Annotated in this window: 15 protein-coding genes; 9 read left to right on the forward strand and 6 right to left on the reverse strand. The window is 31.2% G+C overall.

From position 1 onward, the window contains the following. Positions 1-33 precede the first annotated feature (33 nt). The gene (locus CD56_RS08035) at positions 34-612 is read left to right on the forward strand and encodes a lytic transglycosylase domain-containing protein (protein WP_052768346.1); all 579 of its coding nucleotides are present in this window, start codon (positions 34-36) and stop codon (positions 610-612) included. Positions 613-621: 9 nt separating this feature from the next. On the opposite strand, the gene prfA is transcribed toward CD56_RS08035, so the two are convergent. The 5 genes from prfA to rsmA form a co-directional block, all read right to left on the reverse strand. Beyond that, positions 622-1,689: a peptide chain release factor 1 gene (gene prfA, locus CD56_RS00095; protein WP_039617060.1), complete on the reverse strand. Its 1,068-nt coding sequence runs from the start codon at positions 1,687-1,689 to the stop codon at positions 622-624. Positions 1,690-1,693: 4 nt separating this feature from the next. Beyond that, a complete protein-coding gene (gene rpsT / locus CD56_RS00100) occupies positions 1,694-1,957 on the reverse strand; it encodes a 30S ribosomal protein S20 (RefSeq protein WP_039617063.1) in 264 nt (87 codons plus the stop codon). An 83-nt stretch (positions 1,958-2,040) separates the two neighbouring features. Beyond that, positions 2,041-2,802, reverse strand: coding sequence for a pseudouridine synthase (locus tag CD56_RS00105; protein ID WP_047207830.1), 762 nt, complete (start codon positions 2,800-2,802; stop codon positions 2,041-2,043). 9 nt (positions 2,803-2,811) lie between these two features. Next, a complete protein-coding gene (locus CD56_RS00110) occupies positions 2,812-4,770 on the reverse strand; it encodes a ribonuclease J (protein WP_087689676.1) in 1,959 nt (652 codons plus the stop codon). Continuing rightward, the gene (gene rsmA / locus CD56_RS00115; protein WP_039627644.1) at positions 4,736-5,557 is read right to left on the reverse strand and encodes a 16S rRNA (adenine(1518)-N(6)/adenine(1519)-N(6))-dimethyltransferase RsmA; all 822 of its coding nucleotides are present in this window, start codon (positions 5,555-5,557) and stop codon (positions 4,736-4,738) included. The genes CD56_RS00110 and rsmA overlap by 35 nt, the downstream gene beginning before the upstream one ends. 90 nt (positions 5,558-5,647) lie before the next feature. Between rsmA and CD56_RS00120 the strand changes: the two genes are divergently transcribed. The 4 genes from CD56_RS00120 to CD56_RS00130 are packed head-to-tail and all read left to right on the forward strand — an operon-like array spanning position 5,648 to position 8,367. Then, complete coding sequence (locus CD56_RS00120) at positions 5,648-6,181, forward strand: nucleoside phosphorylase-I family protein (RefSeq protein ID WP_047207831.1); 534 nt, start codon at positions 5,648-5,650, stop codon at positions 6,179-6,181. An 8-nt stretch (positions 6,182-6,189) separates the two neighbouring features. Continuing rightward, positions 6,190-7,260: a 23S rRNA (adenine(2503)-C(2))-methyltransferase RlmN gene (gene rlmN, locus CD56_RS00125; RefSeq protein ID WP_039627647.1), complete on the forward strand. Its 1,071-nt coding sequence runs from the start codon at positions 6,190-6,192 to the stop codon at positions 7,258-7,260. After that, on the forward strand, positions 7,257-7,367 hold the full coding sequence (locus tag CD56_RS08390; RefSeq protein ID WP_087699086.1) for a hypothetical protein: 111 nt from the start codon (positions 7,257-7,259) through the stop codon (positions 7,365-7,367). Before rlmN ends, CD56_RS08390 begins: the two co-directional genes overlap by 4 nt. Further along, positions 7,357-8,367 carry a radical SAM domain-containing protein gene (locus CD56_RS00130; protein ID WP_039627649.1) on the forward strand — a complete coding sequence of 337 codons (1,011 nt, stop codon included), beginning with the start codon at positions 7,357-7,359 and terminating at the stop codon, positions 8,365-8,367. The genes CD56_RS08390 and CD56_RS00130 overlap by 11 nt, the downstream gene beginning before the upstream one ends. On the opposite strand, the gene CD56_RS00135 is transcribed toward CD56_RS00130, so the two are convergent. Beyond that, the gene (locus CD56_RS00135; protein WP_047207832.1) at positions 8,364-9,266 is read right to left on the reverse strand and encodes an RluA family pseudouridine synthase; all 903 of its coding nucleotides are present in this window, start codon (positions 9,264-9,266) and stop codon (positions 8,364-8,366) included. The two genes, CD56_RS00130 and CD56_RS00135, sit on opposite strands and share 4 nt — an antisense overlap. 79 nt (positions 9,267-9,345) lie before the next feature. Here CD56_RS00135 and purB point away from each other — a divergent pair, with 79 nt between their 5' ends. The 4 genes from purB to CD56_RS00155 are packed head-to-tail and all read left to right on the forward strand — an operon-like array spanning position 9,346 to position 15,871. Further along, on the forward strand, positions 9,346-10,674 hold the full coding sequence (purB, locus tag CD56_RS00140) for an adenylosuccinate lyase (RefSeq protein ID WP_047207833.1): 1,329 nt from the start codon (positions 9,346-9,348) through the stop codon (positions 10,672-10,674). 17 nt (positions 10,675-10,691) lie between these two features. Continuing rightward, the gene (locus CD56_RS00145) at positions 10,692-13,067 is read left to right on the forward strand and encodes a ribonucleoside-diphosphate reductase subunit alpha (RefSeq protein ID WP_047207834.1); all 2,376 of its coding nucleotides are present in this window, start codon (positions 10,692-10,694) and stop codon (positions 13,065-13,067) included. A gap of 15 nt (positions 13,068-13,082) precedes the next feature. Beyond that, a complete protein-coding gene (locus tag CD56_RS00150) occupies positions 13,083-15,068 on the forward strand; it encodes an OPT family oligopeptide transporter (protein ID WP_047207835.1) in 1,986 nt (661 codons plus the stop codon). After that, a complete protein-coding gene (locus tag CD56_RS00155; protein ID WP_047207836.1) occupies positions 15,065-15,871 on the forward strand; it encodes an undecaprenyl-diphosphate phosphatase in 807 nt (268 codons plus the stop codon). Before CD56_RS00150 ends, CD56_RS00155 begins: the two co-directional genes overlap by 4 nt. Positions 15,872-15,904: the final 33 nt, after the last annotated feature.

Below are 15,904 nucleotides of genomic sequence, written 5' to 3' on the forward strand. Positions count from 1 at the left end.
TTTGCTATAGCATAAGTAATATAAAGGAGTAAAATGTTAAAAAGGATTTTATTATTAGTAGTATTTTTTAATTTTACTTTTGCCTTTGATACAAAAATTTTTATAGGTGATACTTATATACCTGAAAATTTTTATAAATACGACAAAGACTTTAAGGCTGCAGCTAGAAAATATAACATACCTATGGCTTTACTTAAGGCTATAGCTTTAACAGAAAATGCTGCATACAAGCATAATATCATCGGTAAAAATAAAAATCAAACAAGAGATTATGGTTTAATGCAAATTAATAGCATTCATTTAAAACGCTATAAAATTGCCGAAAAAGAGATTGTAAAATCTAGTGTAAATATCGACACAGCAGCAAGATTGCTTCATGAGATTATACAAAAGCATGGTTTTAGTTGGAATGCCATTGGAAGATACCATTCAGCAAATGATAAATATAAAAATATTTGGCTTGATAAAGTAATGAAAAATTTAGTTGCTATAGTCTTAAAAGATAGCAAAGATCTTTTTGTAATGGAAAAATTTAGAGCTTTTAAACTCGCCTCTCTTTTGATGAATGTTGATAAGGAACAATATAGAGTTTTGCTAGCAAGTAATAATTAAAACAAGAAATTATAAATTTTCTTGTTTTAAAGCTTCTGCTTGATAATAAGCGATTAATGGCTCGATGATCTCATCAAAAAGCCCACCTTCTAAAATCGCATCAAGTCTATATAAAGTAAGATTTATTCTATGATCGCTAATTCTATTTTGAGGGAAATTGTAAGTGCGTATGCGCTCACTTCTATCGCCACTTCCAACTTGTGATTTTCTTGCCTCGCTTTCTTTAGCTAAGCGTTCTTGTTCTTGCATTTCAAAAAGTCTTGCTTTTAAGACTTTCATGGCGCTTTCTTTGTTTTTGTGTTGGCTTTTACCATCTTGATTTACTACAACTATACCTGTTGGAATGTGAGTGATTCTTACAGCACTATCTGTGGTATTTACGCTTTGTCCACCATGACCGCTACTACGCATTACATCGATTTTTAAATCATTTGGATTGATTTGAATTTCAACATCATCAACTTCAGGCATAATAGCCACTGTAATAGCTGAAGTATGAACTCTACCTTGAGATTCTGTTTCAGGTACTCTTTGAACTCTGTGCGTGCCACCTTCGTATTTTAGTCTCGAATAAGCTCCGTTTCCTTTAATAAGAATGATGATTTCTTTAAATCCCCCTACGCTACCTTCACTTGAGCTTACGATTTCGTATTTATAATCACGATTTTCTGCATAGCGTATATAAGCTTTTACTAAATCCCCAACAAATAAAGAAGCTTCATCACCACCTGTTCCTGCACGAATTTCTAAAAATATATTTTTATCATCATTTGGATCTTTAGGTAGTAAAAGAATTTTTAATTCTTCTTCAAGTTGCGGTTTTAAAACTTCGAGATTTTTAAGTTCTTCTTTTGCAAGTTCCCCTAGTTCAGGATCAGATAAAAGAAGTTTGTTTTCTTCTATATCATCTAAGGTTTTGAGATACTCTTTTGCTTTTTCTACTATAGGTTCTAAATTTTTTTGCTCTTTAGATAGAGCTGTCATTTTAGAAATATCATTAGAGATATTAACATCGCTAAGAAGAGTGTTTAACTCATCAAAGCGTGCTAAAAAAGGTTTGAGTTTATCAGCTAACATTAAATTATGCTAATTTATTTACCAATAATGCCAATCTGCTAACACGGCGTGATGCAGTTTGTTTTTTCAAAAATCCACGACTTACCATAGCGTGAATACTTTTATTAGCTACTTTTAATGCATTTTGTGCAGCTTCTTTATCATTATTTGCTGCTGCTTCACGAACCGCTTTTGTAATGTTTTTTAATCTTGTTCTATAAAATCTATTTCTTTCAGTTCTTTTGATAGTTTGTCTTGCTCTTTTTTCAGCAGATTTATGGTTTGCCATAATTTTCCTTTTTTATATAAATTAAATTGCTAATTATACAAAAATAAAATTAAATTTTAATTAATTTAAGTATTTTTAAAGTATTAATATCTAATATTATTTGTTTTTAAAAAATCGCGTAGTTTTTCATACTCGCCATTTTCCAAATAACGATATTTGCCAGCTTTTAACATACCAAGATCTAATGCTCCAAAAGCTACTCTTTTAAGATCCATCACTTCTAAATCAAAATGCCCAAAAAAGCGTCTTAGCTCTCTATTTTTACCTTCATTAATGATTACTTTTAGCTTCGTATAGCCTCCGCTTGAGCCAAAAATTTCAAAGCCTAAAAATGGAGCAAAACTCATTGAAGTTATTTTAGTTTTAGCATGAGCCCCTTTTTTTTCATTTTGAATTTCTAAGCCATTTTGCATAGCTTCAATGACATTTTTATCTATATTACCTTTTACTTTTAAGTAATATTCTCTTTCTAAATCACTATGCATAAGCGCATCTGCTATCACAGGCGAATCAGTTAATAAAAGCAATCCCTCGCTTGCAAAGTCAAGCCTTCCTACACTAAGCCAAGTGCTAAATTGTTTTGGCAGGGTATGATAGATGGTTTTTCTACCTCTATCATCTTTTTTACTAACTATTTCACCTTTTTGTTTATGATAAATGATGACTGAAAATTGTGTTTTTTTATGGAGTTTTTTACCATTGATAAAAACTTTATCTTCAGCATTTACACTATCACTTAGCAAGGCTGTTTTTTTATTGATTTTTACTAAGCCTTGCTTGATTAGCTCATCAGCCTCGCGGCGAGAATATTTGCTATTGTGTGAGATGAATTTATTAATTCTCATAATTTTACTTTACATCACAAAAATAGTTGGTACTATAGTTGGATATTTTTTGATTTTTCTAAAAATATGCTTTCTTAGTACTTGCCTAATTTGAGCTTCTAAAACTTTTGGATTATCTAAAATTTCATCTTTTACATTTGGGAAAAATTGACTTAAAACATCACTCATTTCTTTTGAGAATGCTCCATCTTGTTTATCAGCTACCAAGCCATAACTAAATACTCTTGGTTTATTAATCAGTGTTTTACTTGCTTTATCAAGCTGAGCAATGATGACAACTATGCCACTATCTGCTAGTTTTTGTCTATCAATTACTACATCATCTGCGATTTGTTTGTTGATTTGATTATCTACAAAGACTTTTCCTGTTTTAACTGTTTTTACACGTTTGATGTATTTTTGACAAAGCTCTACTTGATCACCATCACTCATTAAGTAGATATTTCTTTCAGGTATGCCACATTTTAGAGCGGTTTCTTTGTGTTTATTGATGTGATTATACTCTCCATGCACTGGTAAGAAAAATTTAGGTTTTACTAAAGTTAGCATGAGTTTTTGCTCTTCTATACTAGCATGTCCGCTTACATGAATTTCGCTAAATTCTTGATAAGCTACTTTAGCCCCTGCTTTTAAAAGAAAATCAAGCACAGCAGAAACATTTGCTTCATTACCTGGTATTGCTTTAGCTGAAATGATAACTTGATCGCTAGGTTTGATTTTGATAAATTTATGCTCATCAGTTGCCATTCTATATAAAGCACTCATGGTCTCGCCTTGACTTCCTGTCGTGACAATTAGTACTTCGTTGTCTTTGTATTTGCTTACTTCATCAGCGTCAATGAAAATTTTTCTATCAAGTTTGATATAGCCAAGTTCCATAGTGGTATAGAGATTTCTTTCCATAGAGCGTCCTATAACACACACTTTTCTACCATATTTTAAACCATAGCTAATAGCTTGATATACACGGTGGATATTAGAACTAAAGGTGCTCATGATTACCCTGCCTTTAGTTTTGGCAAAAATTTGATCAAAAGTAGGTCCTACGGAGCTTTCACTTTTTGTGTAACCTTCTTTATATGAGTTTGTGCTATCACTTAAAAGACAAAGCACACCTTCTTCGCCATATTGAGCTAAACGACTTAAATCCGTTGGATAACCATCAATTGGTGTTTGATCTATTTTAAAATCACCAGTGTGTATGATGGTTCCTGCTTTAGTTTTAATGGCTAAAGCACAAGCATCGATGATAGAGTGGGTTATATGAATCCATTCTAAGTTAAACTCGCCTATTTCATAAATTTTTCTTTTTGTTATAGGTCTAAACCATTTACGCTCAGCTTTTAAACCATGTTCTTCAAATTTATTTGAAATCATACCTAATGCTAAAGGTGTTGCATAGATAGGAAATTGAAATTCTTTGAAAAAATACGGCACAGCACCGATATGATCTTCATGAGCATGAGTGATGATGATAGCGCGAATTTTGTTTTTAATCTTTCTTACATAGTCAAAATCAGGTATGATAATATCTACTCCATGCATGGTTCCATCTGGAAAACTCATACCTATATCAACGATAATCGCATCGTTGTTGGTTTCAAAAACAGTGATATTTCCACCGATTTCCCCAAGCCCACCCAAAGGTGTAATACGAATTTTATGTTCGCTTGAGTTGTTGTGTTTTAAAGGGTGAAGTCTTAGTTCGTGCATAATTTTATTAGCTTCTATGCTTTTGGCAAGTTCTATTTGCCATTCCTCATTACCACTTAATTTAGAAGGTAAATTTCTATTTTTTTTCTTTTTCTTTTTTTCTTCGCTAGCTTCAGTTTGAGTATTTTCTACTTTTGTTTCGTTTTTAATTTCACTATTTTGCTCTTGATTTTGTGAATCTTTTTTTCTTTTGTTTCTGAATTTATTAAATCTTTTAGTTTTATTTTGCTCTTGAGTTTTGTTTTCTTCGCTCATAGTCATCCTTTAAATAGTCATAAATTTTAAGGTATGAATCAACGCTAATTTCATGAGCTCTTGAGGTAGAAGAGATGTCTAGTGCTTCAAATGCTTTTAAAATTTTTTCTTTTTTATTTTTAAAATTAGATAAGAGTTGTTTTCTAGGGTTTTGAAAACAAGCTCTAAGAAATTCTTTAAAAGCTTCTATATTTTCACATTTTTGCTGATAATGAGTAGTTTTTATTAACTTCATTACAGCTGAAGTAACTTTTGGCGGAGGATTAAAGCTTTGTGGTTGTATGTCAAAAAGCATTTGTCTTTGGCATATTAATGCACAAAGCACCCCTAAAGCCGAAAAATTACTTTCTTTTTCATTTGCACAAAATTTCTGTGCTACTTCTTTTTGCACCATTACTATAAGCCCAAGGCAATTTTGATCTTCTAGGGCTTTTAAAATCAAATTTGTAGCAATATAATATGGTAAATTTGCTACTAAAAAGTACTCTTTATCGCTTAAACTTCCTTGATCAAAAGCATCACTTGCATTTTGATGGATAAGCTCAAAATTTCCACCTTCAATCTCATTTTGAAATTTTTTATTTAAAATAGGAATCAAATCTTTATCAATCTCATAAGCTCTAATATGAGCTTGTGGGATTTTCAAAAGTTCTTGCGTTAAATCACCTAAGCCAGGCCCAATCTCAACTATATTTTTAGTATCTTTGGGTATGGCTTGGATGATTTTATCTACCACGCTTTTATCACATAAAAAATTTTGTCCAAAATGTTTTTTTGCTTTTATCATAAATTTATTTTATCTAAAAAATATTAATTATAGCATTATTTTAAGCGCTAATTAGATAAAATTTGAATTATTTTTTATAAAGGTTAATTTTTGAAAAATCTTATAGTATGTGCAGGAGGAAATGAGGATTTTAAATTTGCACAAAGTATAGGCATAGGTTTGGTTAATTCTGCTTTTTTTCTAGGTAAAATTTTAAGTCAAGTAAAAGTAGATAAGGTAATTTTTATAGGTACATGTGGAATTTACCAAGAAGGAAAAATTTTAGACATTTATGAAAGTTCTAACGCAGCGAATTTAGAATACTCAGATTTATTTGATAGTTTTTATACGCCTATATCTAATGAGATTAGATTAAATGTTTCACATGAAACTATGATTAATTCTTCAAATTATATTTGCAAAGATGAAAATATCGCCCAAGAATTTTTTAAAAAGGGCGTACATATAGAAAATATGGAAGCATACGCGGTGCTTTCTTGTGCAAAAATGCAAGGGATAGAAGGAATTTGTTATTTATGTGCGACAAATTTTTGTAATGAATTAGCACATGAAGATTTTTTAAAAAACCATCAAAAAGCAAAAGAATTATTAAAAGAATTTTTGTTAGATAAAAAACTTATATAGGAAAAAAATTGAGTGAATTAAAAAATATATTAGATTTTACTAAAGAAGAATTAGAAAATTTAGTCCAGCCAAAATTTAGAGCAAAGCAAATTTTTGAATGGGTATATAAAAAATATGCAGACGATTTTTTACAAATGTCGTCTTTGCCAAAAGATTTTAGAGTATACTTGCAAGAAAATTTTCATTTTTCACCTCTAAAATGTGTGAAAGATGAAAAAAGCAAAGATGGTAGTATAAAATATCTTTTTGAACTTTTAGATGGTAAAAAAATAGAAGCTGTTTTGCTACCTATGAAAGAAGAGCTTGTAGATGAAAATGGAAAAATCATCAAACATGCAAGATATACCATTTGTGTTTCTTCGCAAGTGGGGTGTAAAAGTGGGTGTAGTTTTTGTCTGACTGCTAAAGGCGGTTTGAAAAGAAATTTAAGTGCAGGAGAAATAGTAGGACAAATTTTGTGGATTAAAAAACATAACAACATACCTTATGAAAGAAGAGTTAATATAGTCTATATGGGCATGGGAGAACCTTTGGATAATCTCAAAAATGTTTCTAAGGCAGTTAGAATTTTAGCAGATAACGATGCTTTAGCAATAAGCCCTAGAAGACAAACTATAAGTACAAGTGGTTTAGCAAAACAGATCAAAGAGCTTGGAGAAATGAATTTGGGTGTGCTTTTGGCTATTTCGCTCCATGCTGTAAATGATGAGCTTAGAAGTGAATTAATGCCCATTAATAAAGCTTATAATATAGCAAGCATTATGGAAGCGGTGAGAAATTTTCCTATAGATCAACGTAAAAGAGTGATGTTTGAATATCTTTTAATTGATGGGATAAATGACAAAATAGAGCATGCCAAAGAACTAGTGAAGCTCTTAAATGGCATAAAAGCTAAAGTGAATTTAATACTTTTTAATCCACATGAAGGAAGTTTATATAAAAGACCAAGTGTTGAAAATGCGGTTAAATTTCAAGATTATTTAAGTGTAAAAGGTGTTACTTGTACGATAAGAGAAAGTAAAGGACTTGATATTTCAGCTGCATGCGGACAGCTTAAAGAAAGGCAGAGCAAACAATGACTTTTTTAGATATAGCACAGCTTATTTTTATAAGCATAGTGGTGATCATAGGACTTGGTGGAATTATTTATGTATTAAAGAATGAAGGGAAAAATAATGATAGATAAAAAACAGTTGTTAGAAAATCAATTATTTCAAAATAGATATATAAAGCCAAATATTTCTTGGTATTTTTCGTATTTAAATGGTAAAAGAGGAATTGCTAGAATTTTTAAAGTTCCTTATGCTGCTTTGATGAAAAAATTTTATTTGAAAAAATACTTCGAAAAGAGAGTTTTAGAAGGTAAAGTGGATATTCCTTATTTAGAATTAGTTTTAACTACAAGATGTACTTTGCGCTGTGAGTCATGCAATAATTTGATGCAATATTTTTCACCATCAAATCAATATGCTTGTACTTTAGAGGGCATTATAGAATCATTAGAGTTACTTTTATCTAAGGTAGATTCTATCGCAAGAGTTAGAATTATAGGTGGAGAACCTTTGTTGTTTAAAGATTTACCGCAATTGATTGATTATTTAGATACTCAAAAGAAAATACTAACTTTTGATATTTTAACTAATGCAACAATAGACTTTAAAGAAGATTTGATTTTGAGATTTAAAAAATCAAAAAAAGCAAGAAAAATAAGTATTTCAGATTATAGAAAATCACCAAATTTAAAAATACCTTTAAAACAAGAGAGTATTTTGAGCAAGCTTAAGAAAAATAATATAGCGTTTTCTTATAATACAATAGATTATTGGTATGATATAGATAAAATTTACAAGCGCGGTAGAAGCAAAGAAGATATAATTAAAAATTATTATAATTGTCAAATGTCATGTGTAAGTTTGATGACATCTGAGGGCTTAGAAAATAAACAATTAGCACCTAAAGGAGCTATTTTTGTTTGCCCTATATCAAGTTCTTTATCACGTTTAAAAGGACTTGAAGAATTTAATGGCGATTTTTTAAATTTAGAGGATTCTAAAGAAAGATTTTTTGAATTTTATTCTCAAGATTTTTATAAATCTTGTGATTATTGTAGAGATTTTAGTCAGCCTATCAAAAAAATTCCAATTGCAATCCAAACTGATAAAGTTTTAAAGTTAGAAAAAGACTAAGATAAATTTTTCAAAAACTCATCTTTTATATCTTTTTGAGATTGTATCAAAAATTTTTGATTTTTATATGTAAATTCTAAGCTAAAAGAGTGCAAAAGCAGTCTTTTAGCACCTGTGATTTGAGCTCTTTTTATATCGCTCATTTTTCCATCTAATATTTGCTCAATTTGTGTTTTTTCTAAACCATATAAAGGTTCACCTAAAATTTTATGTTTCACATGAAACAAATGTAGTCTTATTTGGTGTTGTCTGCCTGTTAGAGGTTTAGCTAAAATTAAACTAGTATCTAAATTTTCAAAATATTCTAAAGTGTAAAATTGTGTTAAAGCTTCTTTACCATTTTCATAAATATGCATTCTAGTTTTTACTGCATCATAGTCTTTAGCTAAATCCATACTTTTATCTACTATAAATTCTTTTTTAGTTTTTCCTTTTACTAGAGCAAGATAGCTTTTTTGCACTAATCTTTTTTCAAACATGGTTTTTAACTCAATTTGTGCATTTTTATGTTTAGCTATGAGTAAAAGCCCGCTTGTTTCTTTATCTAATCTATGAGCTACGCAAGCTTTTTCACCCCATAAATGCCAAATTTCATCACAAAGACTATAAGTACAATTGCGTCCATTAGGATGAGTTAGTACCCCGCTTGGTTTTTCTACTACAGCAAAATCTTCATTTTCATAAACTATTTCCAATCCTTTAGGGTTATTTTCATATACGATTAATTCCACTAAGCCATCTAAAAATTTGTTTTTTTCTTCTACCAAATTTCCATCACAAAATAGTCTTTTTTTGTCAATGAGTTTTTGTGCTTCACGCATAGAAATTTTTAACTCATCCATAAGCAGTCTAAACGCCTTTTTTCCATTATTTGCTAGTTTCTTTTTAATATATGCCATTTAATAACTTTCTTAGGTAATTTATAATAAAATTCAAGCTATTTTTTCATAAAAAATTATATAAAAAAAGGTCTTGAAAATGGTTGAAAGATATAGTAGAGAAATCATGGCTAAAAAATGGGACATGCAAGCAAAATATGACGCATGGCTAAAAGTGGAATTAGCTGCTGTGAAAGCGTGGAATAAACTTGGTCTTATTAAAGATGATGATTGTGAAAAAATTATAAAAAATGCAAAATTTGATATAGCAAGAATAGATGAGATAGAAAAAACTACCAAACATGATGTTATCGCTTTTTTAACTAGTGTAAGTGAAAGTTTGGGTGAGGAAAGTCGTTTTGTGCATTATGCAATGACAAGTTCAGATTGTATTGATACTGCAGTTGCTTTGCAGATTAAAGATAGTTTAGAATTAATCTTGCAAGATTTAGATCAAGTTTTAGCAGCGATTAAAACAAGAGCATATGAGCATAAAAATACCTTAATGGTAGGAAGAAGTCATGGAATTCATGGGGAGCCTATAACTTTTGGCTTAGTTTTGGCTATTTGGTATGATTCGCTAGTTCATGCAAAAGATTTAATCATTCACGCAAAAGAAGTGATTAGCTATGGAAAAATTAGCGGTGCCATGGGGAATTTTGCTCATGCTCCACTTGAGTTTGAAGAAGAAGTTTGCAAAAACTTAGATCTTAAGCCAGCACCAGTTTCAAACCAAGTCATACAAAGAGATCGTTATGCACAAGTTATCTCAGCTTTAGCTATTTTAGCTTCAAGTTGTGAGCAAATTGCTGTTGCTATCCGCCATTTTCAAAGAACAGAAGTATATGAAGCTGAAGAATATTTTTCTCAAGGACAAAAAGGAAGCTCAGCTATGCCTCATAAAAGAAATCCTGTTTTGAGCGAAAATATTACCGGTCTTTGCAGGATGATAAGAGCTTATGTAATACCTGCATTGGAAAATGTAGCATTGTGGCATGAAAGAGATATATCACATTCTAGCGTAGAAAGATTTGTATTACCTGATGCTTTTATCACGACTGATTTTATGCTTTCAAGATTATGTGGTGTGATAGAAAAGCTTTTGGTGTATCCAGAAAATATGATGAAAAATTTAAATTTAACCGGGGGGCTTGTGTTCTCTCAAAGAGTGTTGCTTGAACTTCCATTTAAAGGTATAAGCAGAGAAGAAGCTTATAAAATCGTTCAAAGAAATGCTATGAAAGTTTGGGCTGATTTGCAAAATGGCAAGCCTGCTTTAAATGAAAAAGGTGAGAGTTTATTTTTGCTAGCTTTATTAGCTGATGAGGATTTGAAAAAGTCTTTAAGTGAAGCAGATATTAGAAATTGCTTTGACTATAACTACTATACAAAAAATGTAGATAAAATATTTGCAAGAACATTTAAATAATAAACTAGGGGTTGTGAGTGAAAGTATTAAAAAGAAATGGTAGAACTGAAGAATTAGATGTTTCTAAGATTAAAAAATATACCACCGATGCAGTGGCAAATTTAGAAAATGTTAGCCAAAGTGAGCTTGAAGTAGATGCAAAAATTCAATTTCGTGATGGCATAACAACAGAAGAAATCCAACAAACTCTTATAAAAACAGCAGTAGATAAAATAGATATTGATAGACCTAATTGGACCTTTGTTGCTGCAAGATTGTTTTTATATGATTTATATAAAAAAGTAAGTGGTTATAATGGATATAAACATTTAAGAGAATATCTTGAAAAAGGTGAAAAAGAAGGTAGGATTTTAATTGGCTTAAAAGAAAAATATGACTTAGATGATCTTAATGCTTATATAAAGCCAGAACGTGATTTGCGATTTACTTATCTTGGTATAAAAACTTTATATGATAGATATTTGATTAAAGATTCTAAGGGTATGCCTATAGAATTACCACAACAAATGTTTATGGCTATTGCGATGTTTTTAGCACAAAATGAGCTAGATTCTCAAACTTGGGCTAAGAAATTTTATGATTTGATCTCAACTTTTGAAGTAATGCTTGCAACCCCAACCCTTTCAAATGCAAGAACTACAAGACACCAATTAAGCTCATGTTATATAGGAAGTACGCCTGATAATATAGAAGGAATTTTTGATTCTTATCAAGAAATGGCACTTTTATCTAAATTTGGTGGTGGTATAGGCTGGGATTGGTCTAAGGTGCGCGCTATGGGTGGAAGCATAGATGGGCATAAAAATGCAGCAGGCGGGATCATACCATTTTTAAAAATCACTAACGATATAGCCGTTGCTGTTGACCAACTTGGTACTAGAAAAGGGGCGATTGCGGTTTATATTGAACCTTGGCATATGGATATTAACGACTTTTTAGATTTGCGTAAAAACTCAGGTGAAGAAAGAAGAAGAGCACACGAGCTTTTCCCTGCTTTGTGGATTAATGATTTGTTCATGAAAAGAGTAAGAGCAAATGGTAAATGGACGCTTTTTGATCCTGCTGATACGGCAAGTTTATGCGATTTATACGGTGAAGAATTTGAGAAAAAATACGAAGAATTTGAAAAAGATGAAAGCATAGCTAAAGAAATTATAGATGCAAAAGAGCTTTGGAAAAAAATACTTTTATCTTATTTTGAAACAGGTATGCCATTTTTATGTTTTAAAGATAGTGCAAACAAAACAAATCCAAATTCCCACGCAGGAATTATAAGAAGTTCAAATTTATGTACAGAAATTTTTCAAAATACAGATCCAAATTATTATAAAATCAAAATCGTATTTGATGATAAAACAGAGCTTCATTTAGATGAGGATGAAGAGCTTACAATAGATGGAGGATATAAAAAGCTTGCTAAAAAAGTTTCTACTTTAGATAGTATCAATGGCAAAAAAGTCTATATAGTAGAAAAATATAAAAACGAAGGAAAAACCGCAGTTTGTAATCTTGCAAGTATAAATTTAAGTAAAATCAATACCAAAGAAGATATTCAAAGAGTAGTACCAACAGCTATAAGAATGCTTGATAATGTGATTGATTTAAATTTTTATCCTCATGTAAAGGTTAAAAATACCAATCTAAAATCACGCGCTATAGGGCTTGGTGTAATGGGTGAAGCGCAAATGCTAGCTGAAGCTCAAATTTATTGGGGTTCTAATGAACATTTTGAAAAAATTGATCGTATTATGGAGATGATTAGCTATGAGGCGATTTTAGCTAGCTCAAATTTAGCTTTAGAAAAAGGAAGTTATCCTGACTTTGAAGGATCAAACTGGAGTAAAGGTATAGTGCCAATTGATGTAGCAAATGAAAATGCTAAAAAACTTACCGCAAGTGAAGGTTTGTTTGATCAAAGCGAGTGTGATTGGGAAAAATTAAGAGAAAAACTAAAAAGAGATGGCATAAGAAATGGCTATTTAATGGCTATAGCACCAACTTCTTCTATCTCTATTTTAGTGGGTACTACTCAAACAATTGAGCCTGTATATAAAAGAAAATGGTTTGAGCAAAACTTAAGCGGTATGATACCAACTGTAGTACCAAATTTAAGTGCTAATACTTGGCAGTATTACACTCCTGCTTATGAGCTTGATCAAAAAATCTTAGTAAAAGCAGCAGCGATTCGTGGTAAATGGATTGATCAAGGTCAATCATTAAATATCTTTGTTTCTTTAGATAAAGCAAGCGGTGGATATTTAAATGAAATTTATCAACTTGCTTGGGAATTAGGTGTTAAATCAACTTATTATCTAAGAAGTGAAAGTCCTGATAGTCAAAAAGTAAATGATGATGTGGTTGATAGAACTATAGAATGTGAAGGTTGTCAATAAAAATGGAGAAGCAAAATGCATACAAAAAACTCACTACCGGAGCTTACGCTTAGGGGTATAATACTAGGAAGTATTTTAACGATTATTTTTACCGCCTCAAATGTATATTTGGGGCTCAAAGTTGGTCTTACTTTTTCTACTTCTATTCCTGCTGTTGTGATCGCAATGGCTGTTTTAAAAATCTTTAAAGACTCTAATATTTTAGAAAATAATATGGTTCAAACTCAAGTTTCAGCTGCAGGTACGCTTTCGGCTGTGATTTTTGTTATACCAGGTCTTTTTATGTGTGGATATTGGTTTGAATTTCCACTTTGGCTTACTTTTATGCTCTGTCTTTGTGGAGGTGGATTAGGCGTGCTTTTTACTATACCTTTGCGTAGAGCTATGGTAGTAGAGAGTAAATTAGCTTATCCTGAAGGAAGAGCTGCTGCTGAAATTTTAAAAGTAGCTAATAAAGATCAAGCTGATAAAAAAGGAAAAGTAGGCTTAAAAGAAATCACGCTTGGCGTGGTTTTTGCTTCTGTGATAAGTCTTTTTTCAAGCGGTTTTAAATTACTTTCAAGTGGAAGCAGTTTTGCATTCATTTGGCAAAAAATGACTTTTGGTTTTTCTATGGGTTATTCAGTGGCACTTTTGGGTGCTGGATACTTAGTAGGTATAGCCGGAGGTGTTGCATTACTTGCGGGTATGGTGCTTGCTTGGATGGTTTTTGTGCCATATTTTTCTGCTAAAGAAAGTTTTGATGCGAGTTTAAGCGCGCTTGATATAGCTAATCAAATTTGGGCTCAAAAAGTACGCTTAATAGGTACAGGAGCTATTGCTATAGCAGCATTATGGACTTTAATAGAGCTTGCAAAGCCTGTATATGATGGTATGAAAAACATGCTTAAAAAAACCTCATTAAACCTCTCACAAGATCCTAAAGATATGGATTTATCTTTAAAAGCTATGCTAGGTTTATTTGTGCTTATGTGTATAGGTTTGTTTGTTTCATTTTATGCTTTTGTGGCTGATTCAAATTTAGCAAGTGGTTATCAAATTCTTTTTGCTTTGGTAGGAACTTTAGTAGCTATTTTCATAGGCTTTTTTGTAGCTTCTACTTGTGGATATATGGCAGGTTTGGTGGGTTCATCATCTTCTCCTATTTCTGGTATAGGACTTATTGGGATTATGATTTCTTCTTTAATTATTTTACTTTTGGGTTATCAAGTAGATTTATTTAGCGATCCTTTAATGTCTAAATTTGCTATTGCTTTTGCTATATTTACTACTAGTGTTATTTTGGCAACTGCTGCTATTTCTAATGATAATTTACAAGATTTAAAAACTGGCTATTTAGTGGGTGCAACTCCTTGGAAACAACAAGTTTCTTTGATTATAGGTTGTGTGTTTGGAGCTTTGGCTATTGCTCCTGTTTTAAATTTATTATACCAAGCTTATGGTTTTGTGGGTGCAATGCCAAGAGAAGGAATGGATGAGGCAAATGCACTCGCTGCACCACAAGCAAATTTGATGAGTACTATTGCACAAGGCATTTTTAACGCTAATATCGATTGGAGTTATATTATAGCGGGAGCTTTTGTGGGCATTGGTATAATCATTGTCGATCGTTTATTAAGAAAGAAAAATATGTCTTTGCCACCTTTAGCCGTGGGTATAGGTATATATTTACCACCTGCTGTTATTATGCCTTTATTTGTAGGCGGATTATTGGCGTATTTAATCAAAAAGCGTTTAGAGCAAAGATATGTTAAAAATGCTCATAAAAAAGAACTTATTCAAGAGCATGAGCAAAAAGGAACCTTATTTGCCTCTGGTTTGATAGTAGGTGAGAGTTTGTTTGGAGTGTTAATAGCTGGTTTAACTGTGCTTTCTATTAGTAGAGGTGGGGCTGAAGACCCACTTGCTATTGCAACTTCATTTAAAGACGATGGGATTATAGGTTTTGTAGTTTTTGTAGCGATTATGCTAATTTTTGCAAGAAGAGTACTTAAAAAATGAATTTAGATTATTATTATGCTTTGATTTTGGGAATTATCGAAGGTTTGACAGAATTTTTACCTGTTTCATCTACAGGGCATATGATCTTGGGTGCTGAAATTTTAGGTTTAAATATAGATGATTTTTGGAGAAGTTTTTTCATCATCATTCAGCTTGGTTCTATACTAGCGGTGATTTTTATTTTCAAAGATAAACTAACTCAAAAACTTGATATTTGGTTAAAACTTGCTGTGGGCTTTTTGCCCGCAGGTGGAGTAGGTTTTATAGCATATAAGTTTTTAAAAGAAATATTTAATGGCTATACTGTGGCTACTATGTTAATCATTGGTGGGATTATTTTTATCATTATAGAACTTAAACATAGAAAAAAAGATTACACAATCCACTCTTTAGATGAGGTAAGTTATAAACAAGCTTTTTTGATAGGTTTAACTCAAGCTCTTGCTATCATACCAGGTACTTCAAGAAGTGGAGCAAGTATCATAGGTGGCTTATTGCTTGGGCTTGATCGCAAAGTGGCTTCTGAATTTTCATTTTTACTTGCAATTCCTACCATGATTATAGCAACAGCTTATAGCATTTATAAAGAACCACAGGTTCTAAGCAATATGAATAATTTCATTCCTTTAGCCATAGGTTTTATAACAGCTTTTGTAGTGGCTTTTGTAGTAATTAAAATATTTTTAAAATTAATCAGCAAGATAAACTTTATACCTTTTGGAATTTATAGGATAATTTTAGGTTTTGTATTTTTATACCTTTTTATGAGTGGCGCTTTAGATATATCAAGAACGGGTGTTTGAAATATAAAAATATCCTTTATTTAAAAAAAGTTT

Source organism: Campylobacter lari (assembly GCF_001017575.1).
In the GTDB taxonomy this organism is placed as follows: Bacteria; Campylobacterota; Campylobacteria; order Campylobacterales; family Campylobacteraceae; genus Campylobacter_D; species Campylobacter_D lari_C.

Coding starts and splice junctions, on each gene's coding strand:
- CD56_RS00110 (WP_087689676.1), bottom strand. CDS start 4,770: ATGAGCGAAGAAAACAAAACTCAAGAGCAAAATAAAACTAAAAGATTT.
- CD56_RS00135 (WP_047207832.1), bottom strand. CDS start 9,266: ATGGCATATATTAAAAAGAAACTAGCAAATAATGGAAAAAAGGCGTTT.
- CD56_RS00130 (WP_039627649.1), top strand. CDS start 7,357: ATGATAGATAAAAAACAGTTGTTAGAAAATCAATTATTTCAAAATAGA.
- CD56_RS00155 (WP_047207836.1), top strand. CDS start 15,065: ATGAATTTAGATTATTATTATGCTTTGATTTTGGGAATTATCGAAGGT.
- CD56_RS00105 (WP_047207830.1), bottom strand. CDS start 2,802: ATGAGAATTAATAAATTCATCTCACACAATAGCAAATATTCTCGCCGC.
- CD56_RS08035 (WP_052768346.1), top strand. CDS start 34: ATGTTAAAAAGGATTTTATTATTAGTAGTATTTTTTAATTTTACTTTT.
- CD56_RS08390 (WP_087699086.1), top strand. CDS start 7,257: ATGACTTTTTTAGATATAGCACAGCTTATTTTTATAAGCATAGTGGTG.
- prfA (WP_039617060.1), bottom strand. CDS start 1,689: ATGTTAGCTGATAAACTCAAACCTTTTTTAGCACGCTTTGATGAGTTA.
- rpsT (WP_039617063.1), bottom strand. CDS start 1,957: ATGGCAAACCATAAATCTGCTGAAAAAAGAGCAAGACAAACTATCAAA.
- purB (WP_047207833.1), top strand. CDS start 9,346: ATGGTTGAAAGATATAGTAGAGAAATCATGGCTAAAAAATGGGACATG.
- CD56_RS00150 (WP_047207835.1), top strand. CDS start 13,083: ATGCATACAAAAAACTCACTACCGGAGCTTACGCTTAGGGGTATAATA.
- rsmA (WP_039627644.1), bottom strand. CDS start 5,557: ATGATAAAAGCAAAAAAACATTTTGGACAAAATTTTTTATGTGATAAA.